Below are 19,193 nucleotides of genomic sequence, written 5' to 3' on the forward strand. Positions count from 1 at the left end.
TGACCATAATAGGAGTGGATTCGGTGGCCAAAATTGTTGTCGTAACATCAGGCAAAGGTGGTGTAGGTAAAACTACAACGAGCGCATCTTTTGCAACAGGTTTAGCCCTTCGTGGTCATAAAACTGTTGTGATTGATTTTGATGTAGGCTTACGTAACCTTGATTTGATTATGGGTTGTGAGCGTCGTGTTGTTTATGATTTTGTTAATGTTATTAATAACGAAGCACGTCTGCAGCAAGCCCTTATTCGCGATAAAGATATCGAAAACCTTTATATTTTACCGGCTTCACAAACACGTGATAAAGATGCGTTGAGCGACGAAGGTGTTGCTCGTGTTATTGATGAGCTATCTCAAGAGTTTGATTACATCATTTGTGACTCACCTGCAGGGATCGAGCGTGGCGCGATTTTAGCCATGTATCATGCAGATGAAGCAATCATTGTAACAAACCCTGAAATCTCTTCAGTACGTGACTCTGACCGTATTATTGGTATGTTAGATAGCAAAACCAAGAAAGTTGAACACAACGAAGGGCGTATACGTAAACATTTATGTATTACACGTTTTAACCCGGAACGTGCTGACCGTCAGGAAATGCTGACAATTGATGATATTTCTAAAGATATTTTACGCGTACCGACATTAGGTGTTATTCCAGAATGTCCAAGTGTATTACAAGCATCAAACGAGGGTAAGCCAGTTATTCTGTATTCAGAAACTAAAGCTGGTCAGGGGTATGATGATTTGGTTGCACGCTTCCTTGGCGAAGACCGTCCTTATCGACACATCACAGCTCAACCTAAAGGCTGGTTAGCACGACTATTTGGAGCGTAGATATGGCAGGATTCTGGAGTAAATTATTTAGCAGCGAAGAAAAACCATCAAGTGCTCAAACTGCCAAAGATCGTTTGAAAGTTATTGTTGCTTCTGAACAAGGTTTAGGCCGTCGTTTAAGCCAAGACAAAATTGATCAGATGAAAAAAGAAATCATGCAAGTGGTTAGTCGTTATGTTAGCGGTGTAGGTGAACAGCATATCCAAATGCAGGTTCGCTCTGAAGCTAATATCGAAATGTTAGAAATGAATATCAATTTACCTGAAGAACGATAATTCTATTTCTGACTATTCAATAAATCAGAATCAAGGCAAAATAACGCAAGTTATTTTGCCTTTTTTAAAATGAGGAGATTGTCATGGCATTATCACAGCCAGCAACTTTCAATGAAGAATGGTCCGATGAGCGTGTTTTTGCCTACCTCAACCAACTTCCTCCAAGTGGTGTGAATGCAGATTTTCATGTGCTCTACCATGCTTTCAAACATATGCGTCCAACAGACTATGAACGTCTTTTAACTCAATTTATTGCGGACGGACGTGACATTAATGCCAAAGACCCTGAAGGCCAACGCATCCATGATGTAATTGGTAAGTTTCCACGTCAATCGGCTCCATTTTTAGAAGTTCTAGCAAAGTTTGCTTAAAAATAAAAAGCCTCTTAAAGAGGCTTTTTTCTTATCTAGGCTTATCGATTGCCAATCAGGAAAATGCCAAATACGGTGAAAATACCACCTGAAATACCATCAATCCATTTTGAAAAATTACGATAAGCTGCTCTGAAACTCGGTAATGAAAAAATAAAAGTCACAAAGCAGAACCATAAAATTGTTTCGACTGTGACGATAATAAAGAGTAGCCAGTGGACCTGATCAAGTTGAGGATTGGCTAAAAATAAAGAGAAAACACTACCAAAATAAATAACAGCTTTCGGATTTGATAGATTGGTTATCAAACCTTTAATAAAAAATAAGTAAGGTGCTTTGGGAAGTTCAACTGCAACATTGCCCTCTTGCTGATTTTTTGAAAAAGCCGAACGTAGCATCTGATAACCCAACCAACACAAATATAAACCACCAGCAAGCAGCAAACCTTGCTTTAACCAAGCCATTTTTTCAAAGATAAGATTTAACCCCATCAGTGCCAAACAAGCCCAAAACATAACACCTGCCGTTATACCAGCAACAACTAGCATAGCGTCTTTACGAGATCGACTAATAGCAGTTTGAGATACAAGAAAAAAATCAGGCCCGGGAGTAATAAGTGCGCAAAAGTGGATAAAGGCTAAAGTAATCAGAGCTAATAACATGTCTTTCTCCTGATTTAATTCATTGTTATTGATTTAGGGAAAATACATTAGCATTTTTTACTAGACGATAAAATCTTTAAGTCATTTATTAATAGGTCCACTTTTATTTAAGCTATAAAAAAAGCCTCCGAAGAGGCTTAAATGATATTGTCTTAAACTAGAATATCCCGCTTACCATTAGGGCCCATTGAACTCACAATGCCGTTCTCTTCCATTTGATCAATGATACGAGCGGCACGGTTATAACCAAGGCTAAATTTACGCTGTAGCGAAGATGTAGACGCTTTTCGAGTCTCGAGAACGAATGACACACACTGGTCATAGAGTGCATCTCGGTCAGAACCACCCTCACCCTCTTCAAAGCCACGTGATGCTGGCTCCTCATCAAATGGAGTCAAGATTTCATCAATATAGTCGGGCTCACCACGCTCACGCCAAGCGTCACAGATACGGTTTACTTCATCATCACTAATGAATGCACCATGCACACGTTCTGGCTCAATTTTACCAGGGCCTAAGAACAGCATATCACCATGACCAAGCAAATCTTCTGCGCCACCTGCATCCAAAATTGTGCGCGAGTCAATTTTACTGTTTACACGTAATGCTACACGCGTTGGAATATTGGCTTTAATCAAACCGGTAATAACATCAACAGATGGACGTTGAGTTGCAAGCAATAGGTGAATACCGGCAGCACGAGATTTTTGCGCCAAACGTGTAATCATTTCCTCTGCTTTTTTACCCACTTGCATAATCATGTCGGCGAACTCATCCGCAACAATCACAATAGATGGTAATGGCGTTAAACGAGGTGCTCGTTCTTGTGTCGCAGAATCACTTGGCTTCCAAGTCGGATCAATTAAGTCTTCACCATTCGCAATCGCTTCTTCAACTTTACGATTGTAGTCACTTAATTTACGAATTTTCAAGAACGACATAAGTTTATAACGACGCTCCATTTCATTCACACACCAGTTCAAAGCACTTACCGCATCTTTCATGTCAGTAACGACTGGAGTTAATAAATGTGGAATATCATTATAGTTTGCAAGTTCCAACTGCTTTGGATCGATTAAAATTAAACGTAATTGGTCAGGTGTATATTTAAGTAACATCGATAAAATCATCGAGTTGACCGCAACCGATTTACCAGAACCTGTCGTACCAGCAACCAACATATGCGGTGCTTTCGCCAAGTCTGTTAGTACCGGATTACCTGAAATATCTTTACCCATCGCCATACTAATTAATGCACTTGGGTCGCGATATGTCGGTGTTTCCAACAACTCAATCAAACGTACCATTTCACGGGCACTGTTTGGCACTTCAATACCAATATATGGTTTACCAGGAATGACTTCGACCACACGGACAGATGCCATCGACATTGAACGCGCCAAGTCACGCGAGATATTCGTTACCTTAGAAGCTTTAACACCTGGTGCCAAATCTAACTCAAAGCGAGTTACAACTGGCCCTGGTTGAGCCTCCACCACCTGAGCTTTTACGTTAAATTCTTGCAATTTAATTTCAAGCAATTCAGATAAGCGCGAAAGCTGCTCTTCAGTAAAGTTGACTTTCTTATTCGGATCGACCTTATCGAGTAAGTCAAGACCAGGTAAAGTTGGTAAATCCAAACGCTTTTTGGCAACTTGCATTGCACGAGACATTGGGCGGCCTGAGGCATCTGTTAAGGGCGCATCAAAATCGAAATCGTCTTCATCAAAATCAGAATTTTCCTGCGGTTTTCCAGCAGTCTCCTGCCAAGCTTCAATAAACTCTTCTTTTGAAAGTTTGTCGGCCTGAATAGTCGTTTGGATAGGAGCTTTTACAAATGCTGAAGATTGCGCATAACTACTTGCTCTTACAGGCTCTACTGGAGCAATGTCTTCATCTATTAATAAATCATCAAAATCTTCAAAAATTTGTTCGTTTGACAAATTTTTAGGTGACTGATTTAAATTCGAAATAGGTGAAGACGTTTCACTCGCAATATTAACGGATTGCGAAGTTGGTTCTGCTTCTATATGTTGATCTTGAACAAACGGTGTATGTACATCTGTTGCAGTTTTACTGTTTGGAACCGCAGCAAGCAGTTCATCAAAAATCTCATCATCATTCCAATCAAGACCATGTAAGTCTTGTTTAGATGCAGGCTGAGTCTGATTGACTTGAGAAATTGTTTGCTGAAATTGCTCACGAGCAGGCACTTGCTCTATCTCTGTTGAATCATCAGCTGCTCTTAAAAGTGCATCAATTTCTTGCTTATGACTCGCATCATCACGCTGCAAAGCACGCCATACTTCACCAGTTGCAACTAAACGTTGGCTATCTCGTTCAAGTTTATGGGCCTGTTCAAGCGTATGCTCAAAGTTTTGAGTGTTTGTAATTGGTGTATCTACTACAGGTTCAGGACGGCTCTGCTCTTTCGCTAGCACATCTGCAAATAAACGCTCAGCAACTACATCATGTCGTGTTGTTGATTGCGGTTGAGCTATTTCAGATGGAGCTGGTGCTTCTTTCTCATCTGAAGTATTCGCATTTTCCTCAGAATTTTGTGCAACTTTAACCGCAGCTGCTTTGTTAGCAGGTTGCGTTGTTAAATCATAATCCGACTCATTCGGAGATACGTTCTTATAAAATAAATCTTGTAAATAACTTGGTGTAGCTTTGAGCGTAATCCATGTTTTATTCCATTGCACCCCAAATGCAAGAGTAAACAACACTACTCCGAAAACCAGTAAAAATAAGGTTGCACCGTAAATTGTTAACAATTGAGATAGGCTTTGACCTAACTCATAACCAATAATTCCTCCAGCTGCATTATCTAAAGTATCTGCCGGCACATTCCAGTGTAAATAAAGTAGGCTAGATACAACTAAAATTAAGAAGAATTGTGCAGCATAACGAAATGGGCGGTTTAAGAAACTACGTGGCCACCAAACCTGAATTGCTTCAATGAAAAGGAAAATTGGAATAAGCAAACTTGCCCATCCTAAAAAACCAAACAGCAAATCTGCAATCCATGCGCCAGCAATACCACTTGCATTGGATACTTGCTGAGTATCACTGGAAATATGCATCCAGCCAGGATCAAATGGTGTATATGTTACTGTCGCGAGGAACATATAAATACCAAAAGAAACCAAGAATAATGTCATCAATAAGCGCTGTGCATAAACACTTGACACCGCAGTCATATACTGTCCTGTAACCCATTTAATTATTGGTTTAGAGATGTGAAGAACTACATTTTAGATCTTCAACGAATGAACTTTATATTATGCACTTGTTCTTACAAAAAAGGTGCATGATTCTTTACAGTTGTTGTTAACATAAGGCACTTCTATATTGTTATATAACTTAATTCGATTGACCTGATCAATATTATCCACATCGATTTCACGCTATTGGTCGGTAAATTCACGTATAATTTTCAAAATTCTCGAAATAAATAAGGATACCCTCAATGAGTGCTCGTCATTCTCGGTTAATTATTCTCGGTTCTGGCCCTGCGGGCTATAGTGCAGCTGTATATGCAGCACGTGCAAACCTTAAACCTACTTTAATTGCAGGTTTACAACTAGGTGGGCAACTTACAACAACAACCGAAGTTGACAACTGGCCGGGCGATCCTGAAGGTTTAACAGGTCCTGCATTAATGGATCGTATGCAAGCACATGCTGAACGCTTTGGTACAGAACTCGTCTATGACCACATTAACGAAGTGGACTTAAATGTACGTCCTTTTGTTTTAAAAGGTGACATGGAAGAGTACACATGTGACGCTTTGATTATTGCAACTGGTGCTACAGCTCAATATCTTGGCCTGGAGTCTGAACAAAAATTTATGGGCCAAGGTGTCAGCGCATGTGCAACATGTGATGGTTTCTTCTACAAAAACCAAAAAGTAATGGTTGTTGGTGGTGGTAACACTGCTGTTGAAGAAGCACTTTATCTATCAAATATTGCTTCACATGTAACTTTAGTACACCGCCGTGATACTTTACGTTCTGAAAAGATTTTGCAAGATCATTTATTTGCTAAAGAAAAAGAAGGCAAAATCAGCATTATCTGGAATCACGAAGTTGAAGAAGTATTGGGTGACAATACTGGCGTAACAAGTGTTCGCCTTAAATCAACTCAAGATGGTGCTAAGCAAGACGTAGAGGTTCATGGCCTATTCGTTGCAATTGGCCACAAACCAAATACTGCAATGTTTGATGGTCAATTAAATTTACGTGATGGTTATATCCAAGTGCAAAGCGGTACTTCAGGTAATGCAACAGCAACTTCTGTAGCGGGTGTTTTTGCAGCTGGTGATGTCGCTGACAGTATTTACCGTCAAGCTATTACTTCTGCAGGGTCAGGCTGTATGGCTGCTCTAGATGCAGAAAAATATCTAGATAATCTTTAAATCATAGATTTCTAGAATTTTAAAACAGCCGTTCTTATAACGGCTGTTTTTTTAAAATAATGACTAGCTGACATATATTAATTTTTATAGCATAACCTTAAAGCTGATCTTATTTTGTTTTTATGAATACACTTCCACTTTCCCAATTCATTTTTCCTGACCCGATTGAAGCCGATCCTGATGGGCATGGTTTAATTTGTATCGGAGCGGACCTCTCCCCCTCTACGCTATATGAAGCTTATACACATGGTCTTTTTCCTTGGTTTAATGAAGATGAGCCTATTTGTTGGTGGAGCCCAGAACCTCGTTGTGTGATTTATCCTCAAAACTATAAACCAAGTAAATCACTCATTCGGAACATGAAAAAGTACGATTACACCATTACGGTCAATCATGCTTTTGAACAAGTTATTCGCTCTTGCTCTCTACCAAGAAGTTATGCAGACGAAACATGGATTAGCGAAGATATTATTCAAGGCTACTGTGAGATGTTTAATGCGGGCTACGGTTACAGTATTGAAGTCTGGCAAGAAGAGGATCTTGTAGGAGGCTTATACGGTGTTACCATTGGCAAAGGGTGTTTTGGTGAATCAATGTTTAGCAATGAAACCGATGTTTCAAAAATGGCTTTTTATACATTAATGCTCATAGGACAAGAAAATCAGCTACCATGGATAGACTGCCAACTCGTAAACAGTCACTTAATTAGTCTGGGAGCCAGTACACTTTCTCGTCAAGACTACTTAAAATCGTTACAAGATGTAATTATTCACCCCTCTATCAATTGGAAAAAGTATCAAGAACGTGTATTTTCAAGTAAAACAATAGCATTAGATGCAAAATTAATGGAATGATAACAGGAGGGACCAATCATGAAATCATATCACCCGAAGTCCCTTTTAAATGATCTGCAGTATTATATTACTCCACCTCATGATTGCAGCTACTTAGAAAATAAATCTGCACGCATGGTGTTTTTAGACCCCATCCATCGAATTGATGTGGTCACGCTTTCAGAACTTTCTCGTTTAGGCTTTCGTCGTAGTGGCGACTTTGTTTATCGCCCTGAATGTCATTTATGTCGACAATGTTTGTCTTGTCGTGTTCCTGTGGCCGACTTCCAAATGAACAGCATGCAAAAAAAAGCATGGAAACGGAATCAAGATCTCACCATGACAGTTCTGCCTACGCGACAAGCAGCACAAATTCATTATGATTTATACGAACGCTATATTAATGAACGCCATGCAGATGGTGATATGTTTCCGCCAAGCTTAGATCAGTTTGAAAAGTTTTTAGTACATAGCTGCACAGATAGTTTTTTTCTTGAGCTTTGGAAAGATAATCGTCTAATTAGCGTTTCTACTTGTGATCTAATGGACGATGGTCTATCGGCTGTTTATACATTCTTTGACCCAGATGAGCATCGCAGATCACTTGGTGTTTACTCTATTCTTAACCAAATCGAATATGTGAAATCGCTCGGTTTAGAATATCTCTACTTAGGCTATTGGGTGCCACACTCAGCTAAAATGAACTATAAATCGCAATATACGCCTTTAGAACTTCTACTCGATGGACAATGGCGCCGTTTAAACAGGTCATTATCACCAGAGGAAATTCAACAGCTAGGCACGTCTCTTATGACCACGTTACCTTCTGAATGGAATAATTTAATCATTAAATAAAGATGCGAAATCATCTGTACAGGTTTTTACCATAATCACCGCGTGTTCACGCCCACCATCTTGGGTAGGATAATAATTGCGGCGCAGGTCAATTTGGTGAAAGCCTGTTTTTTCATATAAACCGATAGCGGCTTTATTACTTTCCCGAACTTCTAAAAAGATTTGTACTGGCTGATTTTCTAATTTTTCAATCGATGAGTTTAATAACTCATATCCTAAACCCTGCCCTTGCATTTTAGGATCAACTGCCATGAGCAATAAATTCGCTTCATCTAAAACAGGCTGTAAAATACAAAATCCAACGACTCTGTTTTGTGACTCAATCACTGTACATTGATACGAGTTCAAAGATTCAATAAATTGCTGTTTTGACCACGGATGTGTTTGAACTAATTTTTCAATTTTAACAACAATATCCACATCAGTGTTTTGCATAATACGAATCATGAGTTTCAACGCAATGAAGATTCTAAAGTAGTGCGTATTATAAAAACTTCCCAAGAAAAAACGAGCAAAAAAAAAGGACAATTAAATTGTCCTTTTTGCAATATTTTTTAAAGGCCCAACTTTTCACGCCAAGTTGCCAGCAATGCTGTGGTATCCGAGTCATTTGGATGAAATTTTGGTCTTAAAAAATCAAGTAGTTCTGGAATTTGACGAGTCATAAAACCTTTACGACCGTACATGAACTTAAGCATGTACTTCGTATCTTTCCAAGTTAATTTATCGTCAGTCTTGAGTAACTTAGCGGTAAAATAAGACTGAGTCGCGAAGATTAAAGCCATTGCAATAATCAAGGCTGTTGAACGCATAAAATAAGCTTTCGGACCTTGTCCGTACATACTTGTATACACATCAAATGCCACAGCTTTATGTTCATTTTCTTCAACTGCGTGCCACATCCACAAATGATACATAGTGTCGTCTTGGAACATGGCCTGAATTTCAGGGTTTTGTAAAAGTTCAGCTGCAATGGTCGATGTGAAATGCTCTAGAGCACAGGTGCCAGTTAAATCAATCATTTCTTTGGTATAGCCAAAAGGTTTCATCAATTTGGTTACAACAGCTGTACCCATCTTAATGACTTTTCCTGTTTGCTTTTCCATATGGCGCACATCATAACCATAAGCCTGTGCTGAAGCATTAAATGCTAAATGCTCTTTAGAGTGCATCGCTTCTTGACCAATAAAAGCACTAATTTCTTTTTGAAGATCTGGATCAGCAAGCTTTGGATCATTTCGAACAGCACGCGTACTATTTACAAAGAACTGCTCACCTTCTGGAAAAAGGGCCGATAATGCTGTCATAAAATGTGTTAATGCTGCATCATAATTTGCCCAATAACGTGGGACCTGAGCAAATTCAAAATCCATACGACGCACAGGGAAACTAGCGCCAGCACGATTGGAAATATTTACCTTAGCATTCATCTCAGACTCCTTTTATGTGAATAGCTAATTCACATATAACTTTATTTATTTTCTTAATATTTATAATCATACGTCTTTCGATGTACCAATTAAGTGCAGATGAGGACAGAGAAATATCAGATGAGGTCATTAATAACCCCATAAAGGTGCATAGACTTACTTATACTTATGGTTAGCAAATAATACTTAAAAAGAAAAAAGGGCTACTCATGAGCCCTTTCAAATCAACATAGATTTAAATTACAAACCTAGTTTTGCTTTCCATGTTTTCAATAGACCAACGGTATCTAGGTCATTTGGATGAAAGCCAGGTTTAAAGTAAGCTAGCATTTCTTTAGCCATACCACTAATAATGCCTTTAGAAGGGCTATATCCGTATTTATAAATTACTGATAGTTCATCTAAATTCAACTTGTTATCTTGCTTTAATAAACGAAGCACAAAGGATGACTGGATCAAAAAGATTAAAGTCATAGCAAACACTAAAGAGCTGGTACGTAAAGCATAAGCTTTTATGCCTTTACCAAACACACCTTCATATACATCAAAAGCTACGGCTTTATGCTCATTTTCTTCAATAGCATGCCAATACCACATTGTTGACATTGTCTCATCTGTCATAAGCTCTTGAATGTGCCTATTGACCAATAATTGAGAAGCAATGGTAGCGGTAAAATGCTCAAGAGCCGTTGTAGCAGTCAAGTCAACCATTTCTTTGGTCATACCGAAAGGTTTAACAATTTTTACGAAAGCTTTAATGGCTGTTTGAATCGCCGTATCGGTAAACTTCTCTAACGTTTCTACATCATGACCAAACTTTTGAGCAGAAGCATTGAAGTTCACATGCTCTTGAGTATGCATTGCTTCTTGCCCAATGAAAGCACTAATCTCTTTTTGCAGTGCTTCATCATCTTTAATAGCTGGGTGATAACGTACTGCTCTTACACTATCTATAAAGAATTTCTCACCAGCCGGAAACAATGCTGACAATGCAGTCATAAAATGTGTGAGTCCAGCAGAACCATTCATCCAATATTCTGGTACATCATTAAAGTCAAAATTCATACGACGTACTGGAAAGCTTGCACCTGCACGATTCGTAATATTCACTTTAGCATTCATACCCAAAGCTCCTTAGTAAGTAACCTTAGTTACTCAAACTTTATTGTTCGTTTTCTTGATTCTTATCATACAAATTTAATAAAAAGGATTAAGTGTAAATAAGGACATTGAAATATCAGTTAAGGCCAGCTTTTATAGTGATTGTTAGACAATTAAATATAAAAAAAGCGCTCTAAAAAGAGCGCTTTTTTTCACTGAAAGTGATTATGCAGTTACTTTCGCAACAACACCAGCACCTACAGTACGACCACCTTCACGGATCGCAAAACGTAGACCTGGGTCCATTGCGATTGGGTGGATTAATTCTACTGACATTTCAACGTTGTCGCCTGGCATAACCATTTCAACGCCGTCTTGTAATTGGATTGCACCAGTTACGTCAGTTGTACGGAAGTAGAACTGTGGACGGTAACCATTTAAGAATGGAGTGTGACGACCACCTTCTTCTTTAGAAAGTACGTATACTTCTGCGTCGAATTTAGTGTGCGGCTTGATTGTACCTGGTTTAGCAAGTACTTGACCACGTTGTACGTCTTCACGCTTAGTACCACGAAGTAAGATACCACAGTTCTCACCTGCACGGCCTTCGTCAAGAAGTTTACGGAACATTTCTACGCCAGTTACAGTTGTTTTAACTGTATCTTTAATACCAACGATCTCTACTTCTTCACCAACTTTAACGATACCAGCTTCTACACGGCCTGTTACTACAGTACCACGACCAGAAATTGAGAATACGTCTTCGATTGGCATTAAGAATGCTTTGTCGATAGCACGTTCTGGTTCTGGGATGTAAGAGTCAAGCGCTTCAACAAGAGCAAGAACTGAAGACTCACCATATTGACCAGCATCGCCTTCCAACGCTTTAAGCGCAGAACCACGGATAACTGGAGTGTCATCACCTGGGAAGTCATAAGTAGAAAGAAGTTCACGAACTTCCATTTCTACTAATTCAAGTAATTCTTCATCATCAACAAGGTCACACTTGTTCAAGAATACGATGATGTAAGGTACACCAACCTGACGAGAAAGAAGGATGTGTTCACGAGTTTGTGGCATTGGACCGTCAGTCGCAGCACACACAAGGATCGCGCCGTCCATCTGAGCAGCACCAGTAATCATGTTTTTAACGTAATCGGCGTGGCCCGGGCAGTCAACGTGCGCGTAGTGACGAATTGGAGAATCGTATTCTACGTGTGAAGTATTAATTGTAATACCACGTGCTTTTTCTTCAGGTGCTGAGTCGATTTGTGAGTAATCTTTCGCTTCACCGCCGTAAGTTTTTGCACAAATAGTTGCAATCGCAGCAGTTAAAGTTGTTTTACCATGGTCAACGTGACCGATTGTGCCCACGTTTACGTGTGGCTTATTACGTTCAAACTTGGCTTTAGCCATGATGATCTTCCTTTATAAACTACTCATGGAGGGTCACCCCATGAGCACTTGGTTTTTAACTAAGAAATTAGTTTGGGCTTATAGTAATCGAAAGATTACTCGTCGTCACCTTTTTTACCGCCAGCTTGGAATTTAGCGATGATGCCTTCAGCCACGTTACGTGGAGTTTCAGCATATTTAGCAAATTCCATAGAGTAAGTCGCACGACCTTGAGACATAGAACGCATTTGAGTCGCGTAACCAAACATCTCAGCAAGAGGAACTTCTGCACGAATTGCTTTTGTTCCACCAGGAAGATCGTCCATACCTTGAACCATACCACGACGACGGTTTAAGTCACCCATGATATCGCCCATATAGTCTTCTGGAGTTTCTACTTCAACTTTCATGATAGGTTCAAGAAGGATAGGATCCGCTTTCATGAAACCATCACGGAAGGCATAAGAACCTGCCATTTTGAACGATAATTCGTCAGAGTCGACGTCATGGTAAGAACCATCGAATAATGTCGCTTTAATACCAACAACAGGGTAACCAGCCAATACACCATTCTTCATACGTTCTTGAATACCTTTGTCAACCGCGCCAAAGAATTCTTTAGGTACTACACCACCAACAACTTCTTCAACGAATTGGTATTCTTTACCAGCTTCTTCAACATCAAGCGGCTCAAGACGTACATATACGTGACCAAACTTACCTTTACCACCAGTTTGACGTACGAACTTACCTTCTTGTTCAACAGACTTTTTGATCGTTTCACGGTAAGCAACCATTGGTTTACCAATGTTAGCTTCAACACCGAATTCACGCTTCATACGGTCAACAATAATGTCAAGGTGAAGCTCACCCATACCAGCAATAATTGTTTGACCAGACTCTTCGTCTGTACGAACGCGGAACGATGGATCTTCTTTAGCCAAACGACCTAAAGCGATAGACATTTTTTCTTGGTCTGCTTTAGTTTTTGGTTCAACAGCCAATGAAATTACTGGCTCTGGGAATTCCATACGCTCAAGAGTAATGATGTTTTTCTCATCACATAATGTATCACCAGTTGTAACGTCTTTAAGACCTACACACGCTGCGATATCACCTGCACGGATTTCATCAAGATCTTGACGTTCGTTCGCATGCATTTGTACGATACGACCGATACGTTCACGCTTAGATTTAACTGGGTTATAAACCGGATCACCTTGTTTAAGAACACCAGAGTAAACACGTACGAATGTTAAGTTACCTACGAATTTGTCGTTCATGATTTTGAACGCAAGCGCAGAGAACGGAGCTTCGTCAGATGCTTCACGAGACGCTTTAGTTTCGTCTTTGTCGTCAAGGATACCTTCGATCGCTTTAACTTCTGTAGGTGATGGTAAGAATTCAATTACAGCATCCAACATACGTTGAACACCTTTGTTCTTGAATGCAGAACCACAAAGCATTACTTGAATTTCAGAAGCTAATGTACGAGCACGTAAACCAGCGATGATGTCTTCTTTAGAAAGATCACCTTCTTCTAGGTACTTGTCCATTAATTCTTCAGAAGCTTCAGCCGCAGCTTCAACCATTTTTGTACGCCATTCGTTAGACGTATCAACTAGGTCAGCTGGGATATCAGCATATTCAAACTTCATACCTTGAGATGCTTCATCCCAGATAATCGCTTTCATTTCGATAAGGTCAACAACACCCTGGAATGTATCTTCAGCACCAATTGGCACAACGATAGGAACAGGATTACCACCTAAACGAGTTTTAACTTGCTCAACAGCACGGAAGAAGTTTGCACCAGTACGGTCCATCTTGTTCACGAATGCTAAACGAGGCACTTTATATTTGTTCGCTTGACGCCATACAGTTTCAGACTGAGGTTGTACACCACCTACAGCACAGTAAACCATGCACGCACCATCAAGAACACGCATAGAACGTTCAACTTCGATTGTGAAGTCTACGTGTCCCGGGGTGTCAATTACGTTGATACGGTGTTGTTCGAATTGGTTACCCATACCAGACCAGAAACAAGTTGTAGCAGCAGAGGTAATTGTAATACCACGCTCTTGCTCTTGTTCCATCCAGTCCATTGTTGCTGCACCGTCGTGTACTTCACCAATTTTGTGAGATACACCTGTGTAGAACAAAATACGTTCAGTTGTAGTTGTTTTACCTGCGTCAATGTGCGCAGAAATACCGATGTTACGGTAACGAGTAATTGGGGTTTGGCGAGCCATGATGTCTACATTCCTAAATGTTATATTTAAAACAGGACGCACCAATTAAATTGATGCGCGCGAATATCCAAACAGGCAACTTAAATACCTGCAAAGCCCCCACTTTGATAGAGAGCAATGTTGAATCGAGCTGCTGTACGCATGAATATTCTCCTGAATAAGGCCTGTTTTATCCGCTTAGAAACGGTAGTGAGAGAAGGCTTTGTTAGCTTCAGCCATACGGTGCACATCTTCACGTTTTTTGATTGCTGCACCTTTACCTTCAGCTGCATCAAGCAACTCACCAGCAAGACGTAAAGCCATCGTTTTTTCAGAACGCTTAGCAGCAGCATCTACTAACCAACGCATAGCTAAGGCAGTACGACGGGATGGGCGTACTTCCATAGGTACTTGATAAGTAGCACCACCAACACGGCGTGCTTTTACTTCAACCATAGGACGAACTTTTTCAAGAGTAGTCTCGAAAAATTCAACTGGGTCTACTTTGTTTTTTTCTTGAACGCGTTCTAAAGCACCGTAAACGATACTTTCTGCAATAGATTTTTTACCATCTTGCATTACGTGGTTCATGAATTTAGCGATTGTTTGGCTGCTAAATTTTGGATCTGGAAGGATCTCACGAGCAGCGACTACGCGACGTCTTGGCATTTTAATACACCTAATAATATGACACTTCAGGATGATCCAGCAGTTTGTACAAGTGTCATGTACACGACGCTGGCCTTACTATACGTCGCTTGAATTACAAATCTATGAAGAATTCAAACAAGCGAAACGCTAAAGGGCTTATTCGACTAGTTTCCTAGAATTACTTCTTAGGACGCTTAGTACCGTATTTAGAACGTGATTGATTACGATCTTTAACACCAGCACAGTCTAATGAACCACGAACGGTATGGTAACGTACACCCGGTAAGTCTTTAACACGACCACCACGGATAAGAACAACACTGTGCTCTTGTAAGTTATGGCCTTCACCACCGATGTAGCTAGATACTTCAAAACCTGAAGTTAAGCGAACACGGCAAACCTTACGCATAGCTGAGTTAGGTTTTTTAGGTGTAGTTGTATAAACACGTGTACAAACACCACGACGTTGTGGACAAGCCTTCAACGCAGGAACTTTGGATTTTTCAACCAAAGTCGTACGACCCTTACGGATCAACTGATTCGTTGTTGCCATATGGCAATTCTCCCGTTATTAAAAAACCTTAAAAAGAAAATACCTCTTTTTAAGGGCACATAATTGTAAGCCAAGATGCAAAAATGGTCAACACGGCAATACATTACCAAATGTTGACCATATCAATGTTTGACAGGACGATTTACAAATTTAAATGGAGGTTAGTTCCACTTTTTAAACCTCATCATTGTAAGCGTATTGTTAAGAGTATTTTTTATCCTCCAATATCTCGTCGTCATCTTCTGGGGTTAAAGCTGGCTTTTGCTCAGTATGCTCATGCTCTGCTACATGCTTGTCAGCAAGTTTTTCAAGGCCCTGATGAACATTTTCCTGAATTTTTTCTTCACTCTTTTGGCCGTCAGTAGGCTTTAACACAATAGAAACTTTTGAAATCACCTCATGATTTTCTACTTTATGATGATGAGCAGCCTGAATATTGCCATCTTCACCTATATTTAAAAGTCTTGGGCTCGCTTTTTGGATGAGTGTAACTGCAGCATAATAGGCTTGTAGCGGAGATAAATGCTCACTTGGATGCTCATTTAAATAATGTCTTGCAGCTCCAAAAATTGCTTGAGCTTTATGGCCTACATCTTCTTGTAATTTCCAGCTGTATACCGCGCTTAAAACAGCTCCCGCAACTGGCGTAAACTTACCAAAAGCAGACAGTTTAGGAATACGGTTTAACCATTCCCATTTAAACTCACCATCTTCATCTGTTAGCCATTTTTTCAAAGTGTCTACATCAGTGGTTGACCCCAATACTTGTTGAAATTGATGAATATCTTGGGTTTCCAACATATTTCGTAATGTTTTTAAAGCCAACAAGAGGGTTTGCTTCTCTGCAATCAGACTAATATCAACTTCTTTAAAAATAAACTCGACAACATCTTGGTCAGTAGCTTCTAAAAGATCGAAGCCATGTGATCTTCCTGTCTGGTAAATAGTTCTTAAAACTAAAACTAATGAAACTGGAATATCTACTGCTGCACCCACTACGCCAGAAATGCCTGTAATTGCACCTTGTACAGTCGCAATGAGTTTGTTTTGTTCGATAAGTGCCTGACTTAGTCGTTGAGAACGACCCGTATCTTTAGTTAATTCAAATAAATCTTTAGCACCAGCTTCTTCTAAGATTTTTTCAGTTAAGGTACTTTTCGAACTAAAGTCATTTAGCCAATCAAATAAATAACCTGAGATTTTTTCATCCCAATCCGGTGAAAGAAATGTTGCAACACCATTTACTTTTTTAAAATGTCGTCCAAACACCTGACGTGTGACTTTTGGTAAATGTTCTCTTAGCATTTGTTGAGGACTTTCATATTGCTCAACTTCAAATGGGCTTTTTGTTCTCGATCTACCTTCAACAGTTTTTCCAGTTGGGATTGGTTCAATTACCTTACTGACGTCACCTGATTGGTTCTGTTGTAAGATACTCAATCCTGTAGAACTGAGCTTTTTAGCCACTCCGAAGACCTGAGAAAACAAATTGTCAGATTGATTATTATTAAATTTTGTCATCAAGTACCTCGATTTTTTAATTTATCTAATTAGAGATAAATACTAGGTGGAATGTGGATTTATCTCAACTTGAATGTGTGTATTTTAGTTAACCCTAAATGCAACATACTATGTATTTGGTTATTTTTTTTAAATGTAAAATTGTCATAAAGATTTGCCATAAGAAATAAAAAACCTTTCTGCTATCATGTTAACAACGAAAAACATGAGTCTCGTTTTCTTACAGCTATATTCTCCTATTCATTTTCATAGCTGTTGAACACGATAGACTCTTAATATCACCATAAAGGGACCTGTAGATGAAACGTGTTGTAATCACTGGTATGGGTATTAACTCATGTATCGGTAACTCTTTAGAAGCAGTTACTCACTCACTTCAAAATGGAATCTCCGGGACACGTTTTAACCCAACTTATGCTGAACTCAATTTTAAAAGTCATGTTAGCGCTGCTGCAGACCAAGAATTTGATAATATTGATCGTAAATTAAAACGCTTTATGGGCGTATGTGCGATGTATGCCTACAACGCTGCTGTAGCTGCAGTTAAACATGCAGGACTTACTCCTGAGCAACTTAGTGGTAACCCACGTTATGGTATTGCAGGTGGTTCAGGTGGTGGCTCAACTGCTTCTGTTGTTGAAATGACAGAATTATTAGAAACTAAAGGCGCACGTAAAGTAGGCCCATTCTTCGTGCCACGTAACATGTCAAACACTATTACTGCGAACGTCGGTGTTGCATTTAAACTACAAGGTATTTCTCATACTATTACTAGTGCTTGCGCAACTTCTGCAGATGCAATTGGTTATGCCTACAATTTGATTCAACTTGGCAAACAAGACCTTATGCTTGCTGGTGGCGGTGAAGAAGATCACTGGTCTCAAAGTTTATTGTTTGATGCAATGGGCGCACTTTGCTCGAAATATAACGACTCTCCAGAAACAGCTTCTCGCCCATATTCAGCAGACCGTGACGGCTTCGTTATTGCTGGCGGTGGTGGTTTCGTAGTACTTGAATCACTTGAGCATGCTCAAGCACGTGGTGCGAACATTTTAGCTGAAGTAGTAGGTTATGCTGCGAACAGTGATGGCGCAGATATGGTTGCTCCAAGTGGTGAAGGTGCTACACGTTGTGTATTAATGGCACTTGAAGAAGCTAAGCAACATGGCGTAGAAAAAATTGACTATGTAAATACACATGGTACTTCTACTCCAGCTGGTGATATTACAGAACTTAAAGCAATGGAGCGTGCATTTGGTGAAGGTAAAGTACCTCCTCTTAGCTCGACCAAATCGATGACAGGCCATAGCTTGGGTGCCGCTGGTGTACAAGAAGCTATTTACTCTGTACTAATGATGCAAAATGACTTTATTGCACCAAACATCAACGTAACTGAACTTGATGAAGGCGCAAAACCTTTTGATATCGTACTTGAAAAACGTGATGCAAAATTGAATACTGTAATGAGTAACAGTTTTGGCTTTGGCGGCGTTAACGCTTGCCTTATTTTCAAGAAGTGGGATGCATAATCCCACCTAGGATTATCGATGGATGCACCTTCTGATGCTTTTTTGTGGGTAAAAGCATTACATATTATTGCCGTGGTTTGCTGGTTCGCTGCTTTGTTCTACTTACCACGTCTATATGTTTATCATGCTATGAGTGAAGATGCTGCAAGTCATCAACGCTTTGAGGTAATGGAACGCAAGTTGTACCGCGGAATTATGTGGCCTTCGATGATTGCTACATTAATTACCGCCCACTTTCTTGTCGAGTGGGGTGATGCAACTCGACATTATCATGATGCAACATGGTTTTACCTCAAAGTTGGATTAGTGGCTTTATTAGTGATTTATCATTTGCTATGTGGCTATTATCGTAAAAAGCTCATCGGAAATGCTCACTATAAATCACATAAGTTCTGGCGATTCTTTAATGAAATGCCAACCTTAATTTTATTTGCTGTTGTGATTTTAGTTGTTGTAAAGCCTCAGTTCTAACTGGGGCTTTTGCTTTTATTCTCTAAGAAGTCTTTTATTCATCATAATAAAATGCA

The 19,193-nt window shown here is 39.6% G+C and carries 18 protein-coding genes; 8 read left to right on the forward strand and 10 right to left on the reverse strand.

All coding sequences use genetic code 11. The annotated features are described in order from the left end of the window. Nucleotides 1-23 precede the first annotated feature (23 nt). From minD to HLV59_RS14305, 3 genes are all read left to right on the forward strand, one after another. Entirely contained in the window at nt 24-836 is an 813-nt protein-coding gene (gene minD / locus HLV59_RS14295; protein WP_002121719.1) for a septum site-determining protein MinD, read from the forward strand. A gap of 2 nt (nt 837-838) precedes the next feature. Then, nucleotides 839-1,111, forward strand: a complete 273-nt coding sequence (gene minE, locus HLV59_RS14300) for a cell division topological specificity factor MinE (protein ID WP_000896934.1) — start codon at nt 839-841, stop codon at nt 1,109-1,111. Nucleotides 1,112-1,194: 83 nt separating this feature from the next. Beyond that, a complete protein-coding gene (locus HLV59_RS14305; protein WP_016144524.1) occupies nt 1,195-1,482 on the forward strand; it encodes a PA4642 family protein in 288 nt (95 codons plus the stop codon). A gap of 41 nt (nt 1,483-1,523) precedes the next feature. On the opposite strand, the gene rhtC is transcribed toward HLV59_RS14305, so the two are convergent. Continuing rightward, on the reverse strand, nt 1,524-2,144 hold the full coding sequence (gene rhtC / locus HLV59_RS14310) for a threonine export protein RhtC (RefSeq protein ID WP_016142002.1): 621 nt from the start codon (nt 2,142-2,144) through the stop codon (nt 1,524-1,526). A 152-nt stretch (nt 2,145-2,296) separates the two neighbouring features. After that, complete coding sequence (locus tag HLV59_RS14315) at nt 2,297-5,347, reverse strand: DNA translocase FtsK (RefSeq protein ID WP_171430240.1); 3,051 nt, start codon at nt 5,345-5,347, stop codon at nt 2,297-2,299. A gap of 269 nt (nt 5,348-5,616) precedes the next feature. Here HLV59_RS14315 and trxB point away from each other — a divergent pair, with 269 nt between their 5' ends. From trxB to HLV59_RS14330, 3 genes are all read left to right on the forward strand, one after another. Beyond that, entirely contained in the window at nt 5,617-6,564 is a 948-nt protein-coding gene (gene trxB / locus HLV59_RS14320; protein ID WP_016144520.1) for a thioredoxin-disulfide reductase, read from the forward strand. A gap of 122 nt (nt 6,565-6,686) precedes the next feature. Next, entirely contained in the window at nt 6,687-7,418 is a 732-nt protein-coding gene (gene aat, locus HLV59_RS14325; protein ID WP_032063410.1) for a leucyl/phenylalanyl-tRNA--protein transferase, read from the forward strand. 18 nt (nt 7,419-7,436) lie between these two features. After that, a complete protein-coding gene (locus HLV59_RS14330) occupies nt 7,437-8,252 on the forward strand; it encodes an arginyltransferase (protein WP_004703325.1) in 816 nt (271 codons plus the stop codon). On the opposite strand, the gene rimI is transcribed toward HLV59_RS14330, so the two are convergent. From rimI to HLV59_RS14370, 8 genes are all read right to left on the reverse strand, one after another. After that, nucleotides 8,238-8,699 (reverse strand): ribosomal protein S18-alanine N-acetyltransferase, encoded by a 462-nt coding sequence (gene rimI, locus HLV59_RS14335; RefSeq protein ID WP_171430641.1) that lies wholly within the window; start codon nt 8,697-8,699, stop codon nt 8,238-8,240. The two genes, HLV59_RS14330 and rimI, sit on opposite strands and share 15 nt — an antisense overlap. Before the next feature lie 107 nt (nt 8,700-8,806). Further along, on the reverse strand, nt 8,807-9,682 hold the full coding sequence (locus tag HLV59_RS14340) for a metal-dependent hydrolase (RefSeq protein ID WP_002121736.1): 876 nt from the start codon (nt 9,680-9,682) through the stop codon (nt 8,807-8,809). A gap of 240 nt (nt 9,683-9,922) precedes the next feature. Continuing rightward, on the reverse strand, nt 9,923-10,804 hold the full coding sequence (locus tag HLV59_RS14345) for a metal-dependent hydrolase (protein ID WP_057105460.1): 882 nt from the start codon (nt 10,802-10,804) through the stop codon (nt 9,923-9,925). Nucleotides 10,805-11,008: 204 nt separating this feature from the next. Next, complete coding sequence (gene tuf / locus HLV59_RS14350; RefSeq protein ID WP_005065785.1) at nt 11,009-12,199, reverse strand: elongation factor Tu; 1,191 nt, start codon at nt 12,197-12,199, stop codon at nt 11,009-11,011. Between the two features lie 95 nt (nt 12,200-12,294). Further along, nucleotides 12,295-14,433 carry an elongation factor G gene (fusA, locus tag HLV59_RS14355; RefSeq protein ID WP_057106722.1) on the reverse strand — a complete coding sequence of 713 codons (2,139 nt, stop codon included), beginning with the start codon at nt 14,431-14,433 and terminating at the stop codon, nt 12,295-12,297. Between the two features lie 177 nt (nt 14,434-14,610). Next, nucleotides 14,611-15,081: a 30S ribosomal protein S7 gene (gene rpsG, locus HLV59_RS14360; RefSeq protein WP_001138055.1), complete on the reverse strand. Its 471-nt coding sequence runs from the start codon at nt 15,079-15,081 to the stop codon at nt 14,611-14,613. A gap of 160 nt (nt 15,082-15,241) precedes the next feature. Beyond that, complete coding sequence (rpsL, locus tag HLV59_RS14365; protein ID WP_002050319.1) at nt 15,242-15,616, reverse strand: 30S ribosomal protein S12; 375 nt, start codon at nt 15,614-15,616, stop codon at nt 15,242-15,244. 201 nt (nt 15,617-15,817) lie between these two features. Beyond that, nucleotides 15,818-17,137: an EcsC family protein gene (locus HLV59_RS14370; protein WP_031947553.1), complete on the reverse strand. Its 1,320-nt coding sequence runs from the start codon at nt 17,135-17,137 to the stop codon at nt 15,818-15,820. A gap of 299 nt (nt 17,138-17,436) precedes the next feature. On the opposite strand from HLV59_RS14370, the gene HLV59_RS14375 reads away from it, so the two are divergent. Beyond that, a complete protein-coding gene (locus HLV59_RS14375) occupies nt 17,437-18,666 on the forward strand; it encodes a beta-ketoacyl synthase N-terminal-like domain-containing protein (protein ID WP_171430241.1) in 1,230 nt (409 codons plus the stop codon). 18 nt (nt 18,667-18,684) lie between these two features. After that, a complete protein-coding gene (gene hemJ / locus HLV59_RS14380; protein WP_171430242.1) occupies nt 18,685-19,137 on the forward strand; it encodes a protoporphyrinogen oxidase HemJ in 453 nt (150 codons plus the stop codon). Nucleotides 19,138-19,193 lie beyond the last annotated feature (56 nt).

This window comes from Acinetobacter lactucae (genome assembly GCF_013122135.1).
GTDB classification, from domain to species: domain Bacteria; phylum Pseudomonadota; class Gammaproteobacteria; order Pseudomonadales; family Moraxellaceae; genus Acinetobacter; species Acinetobacter lactucae.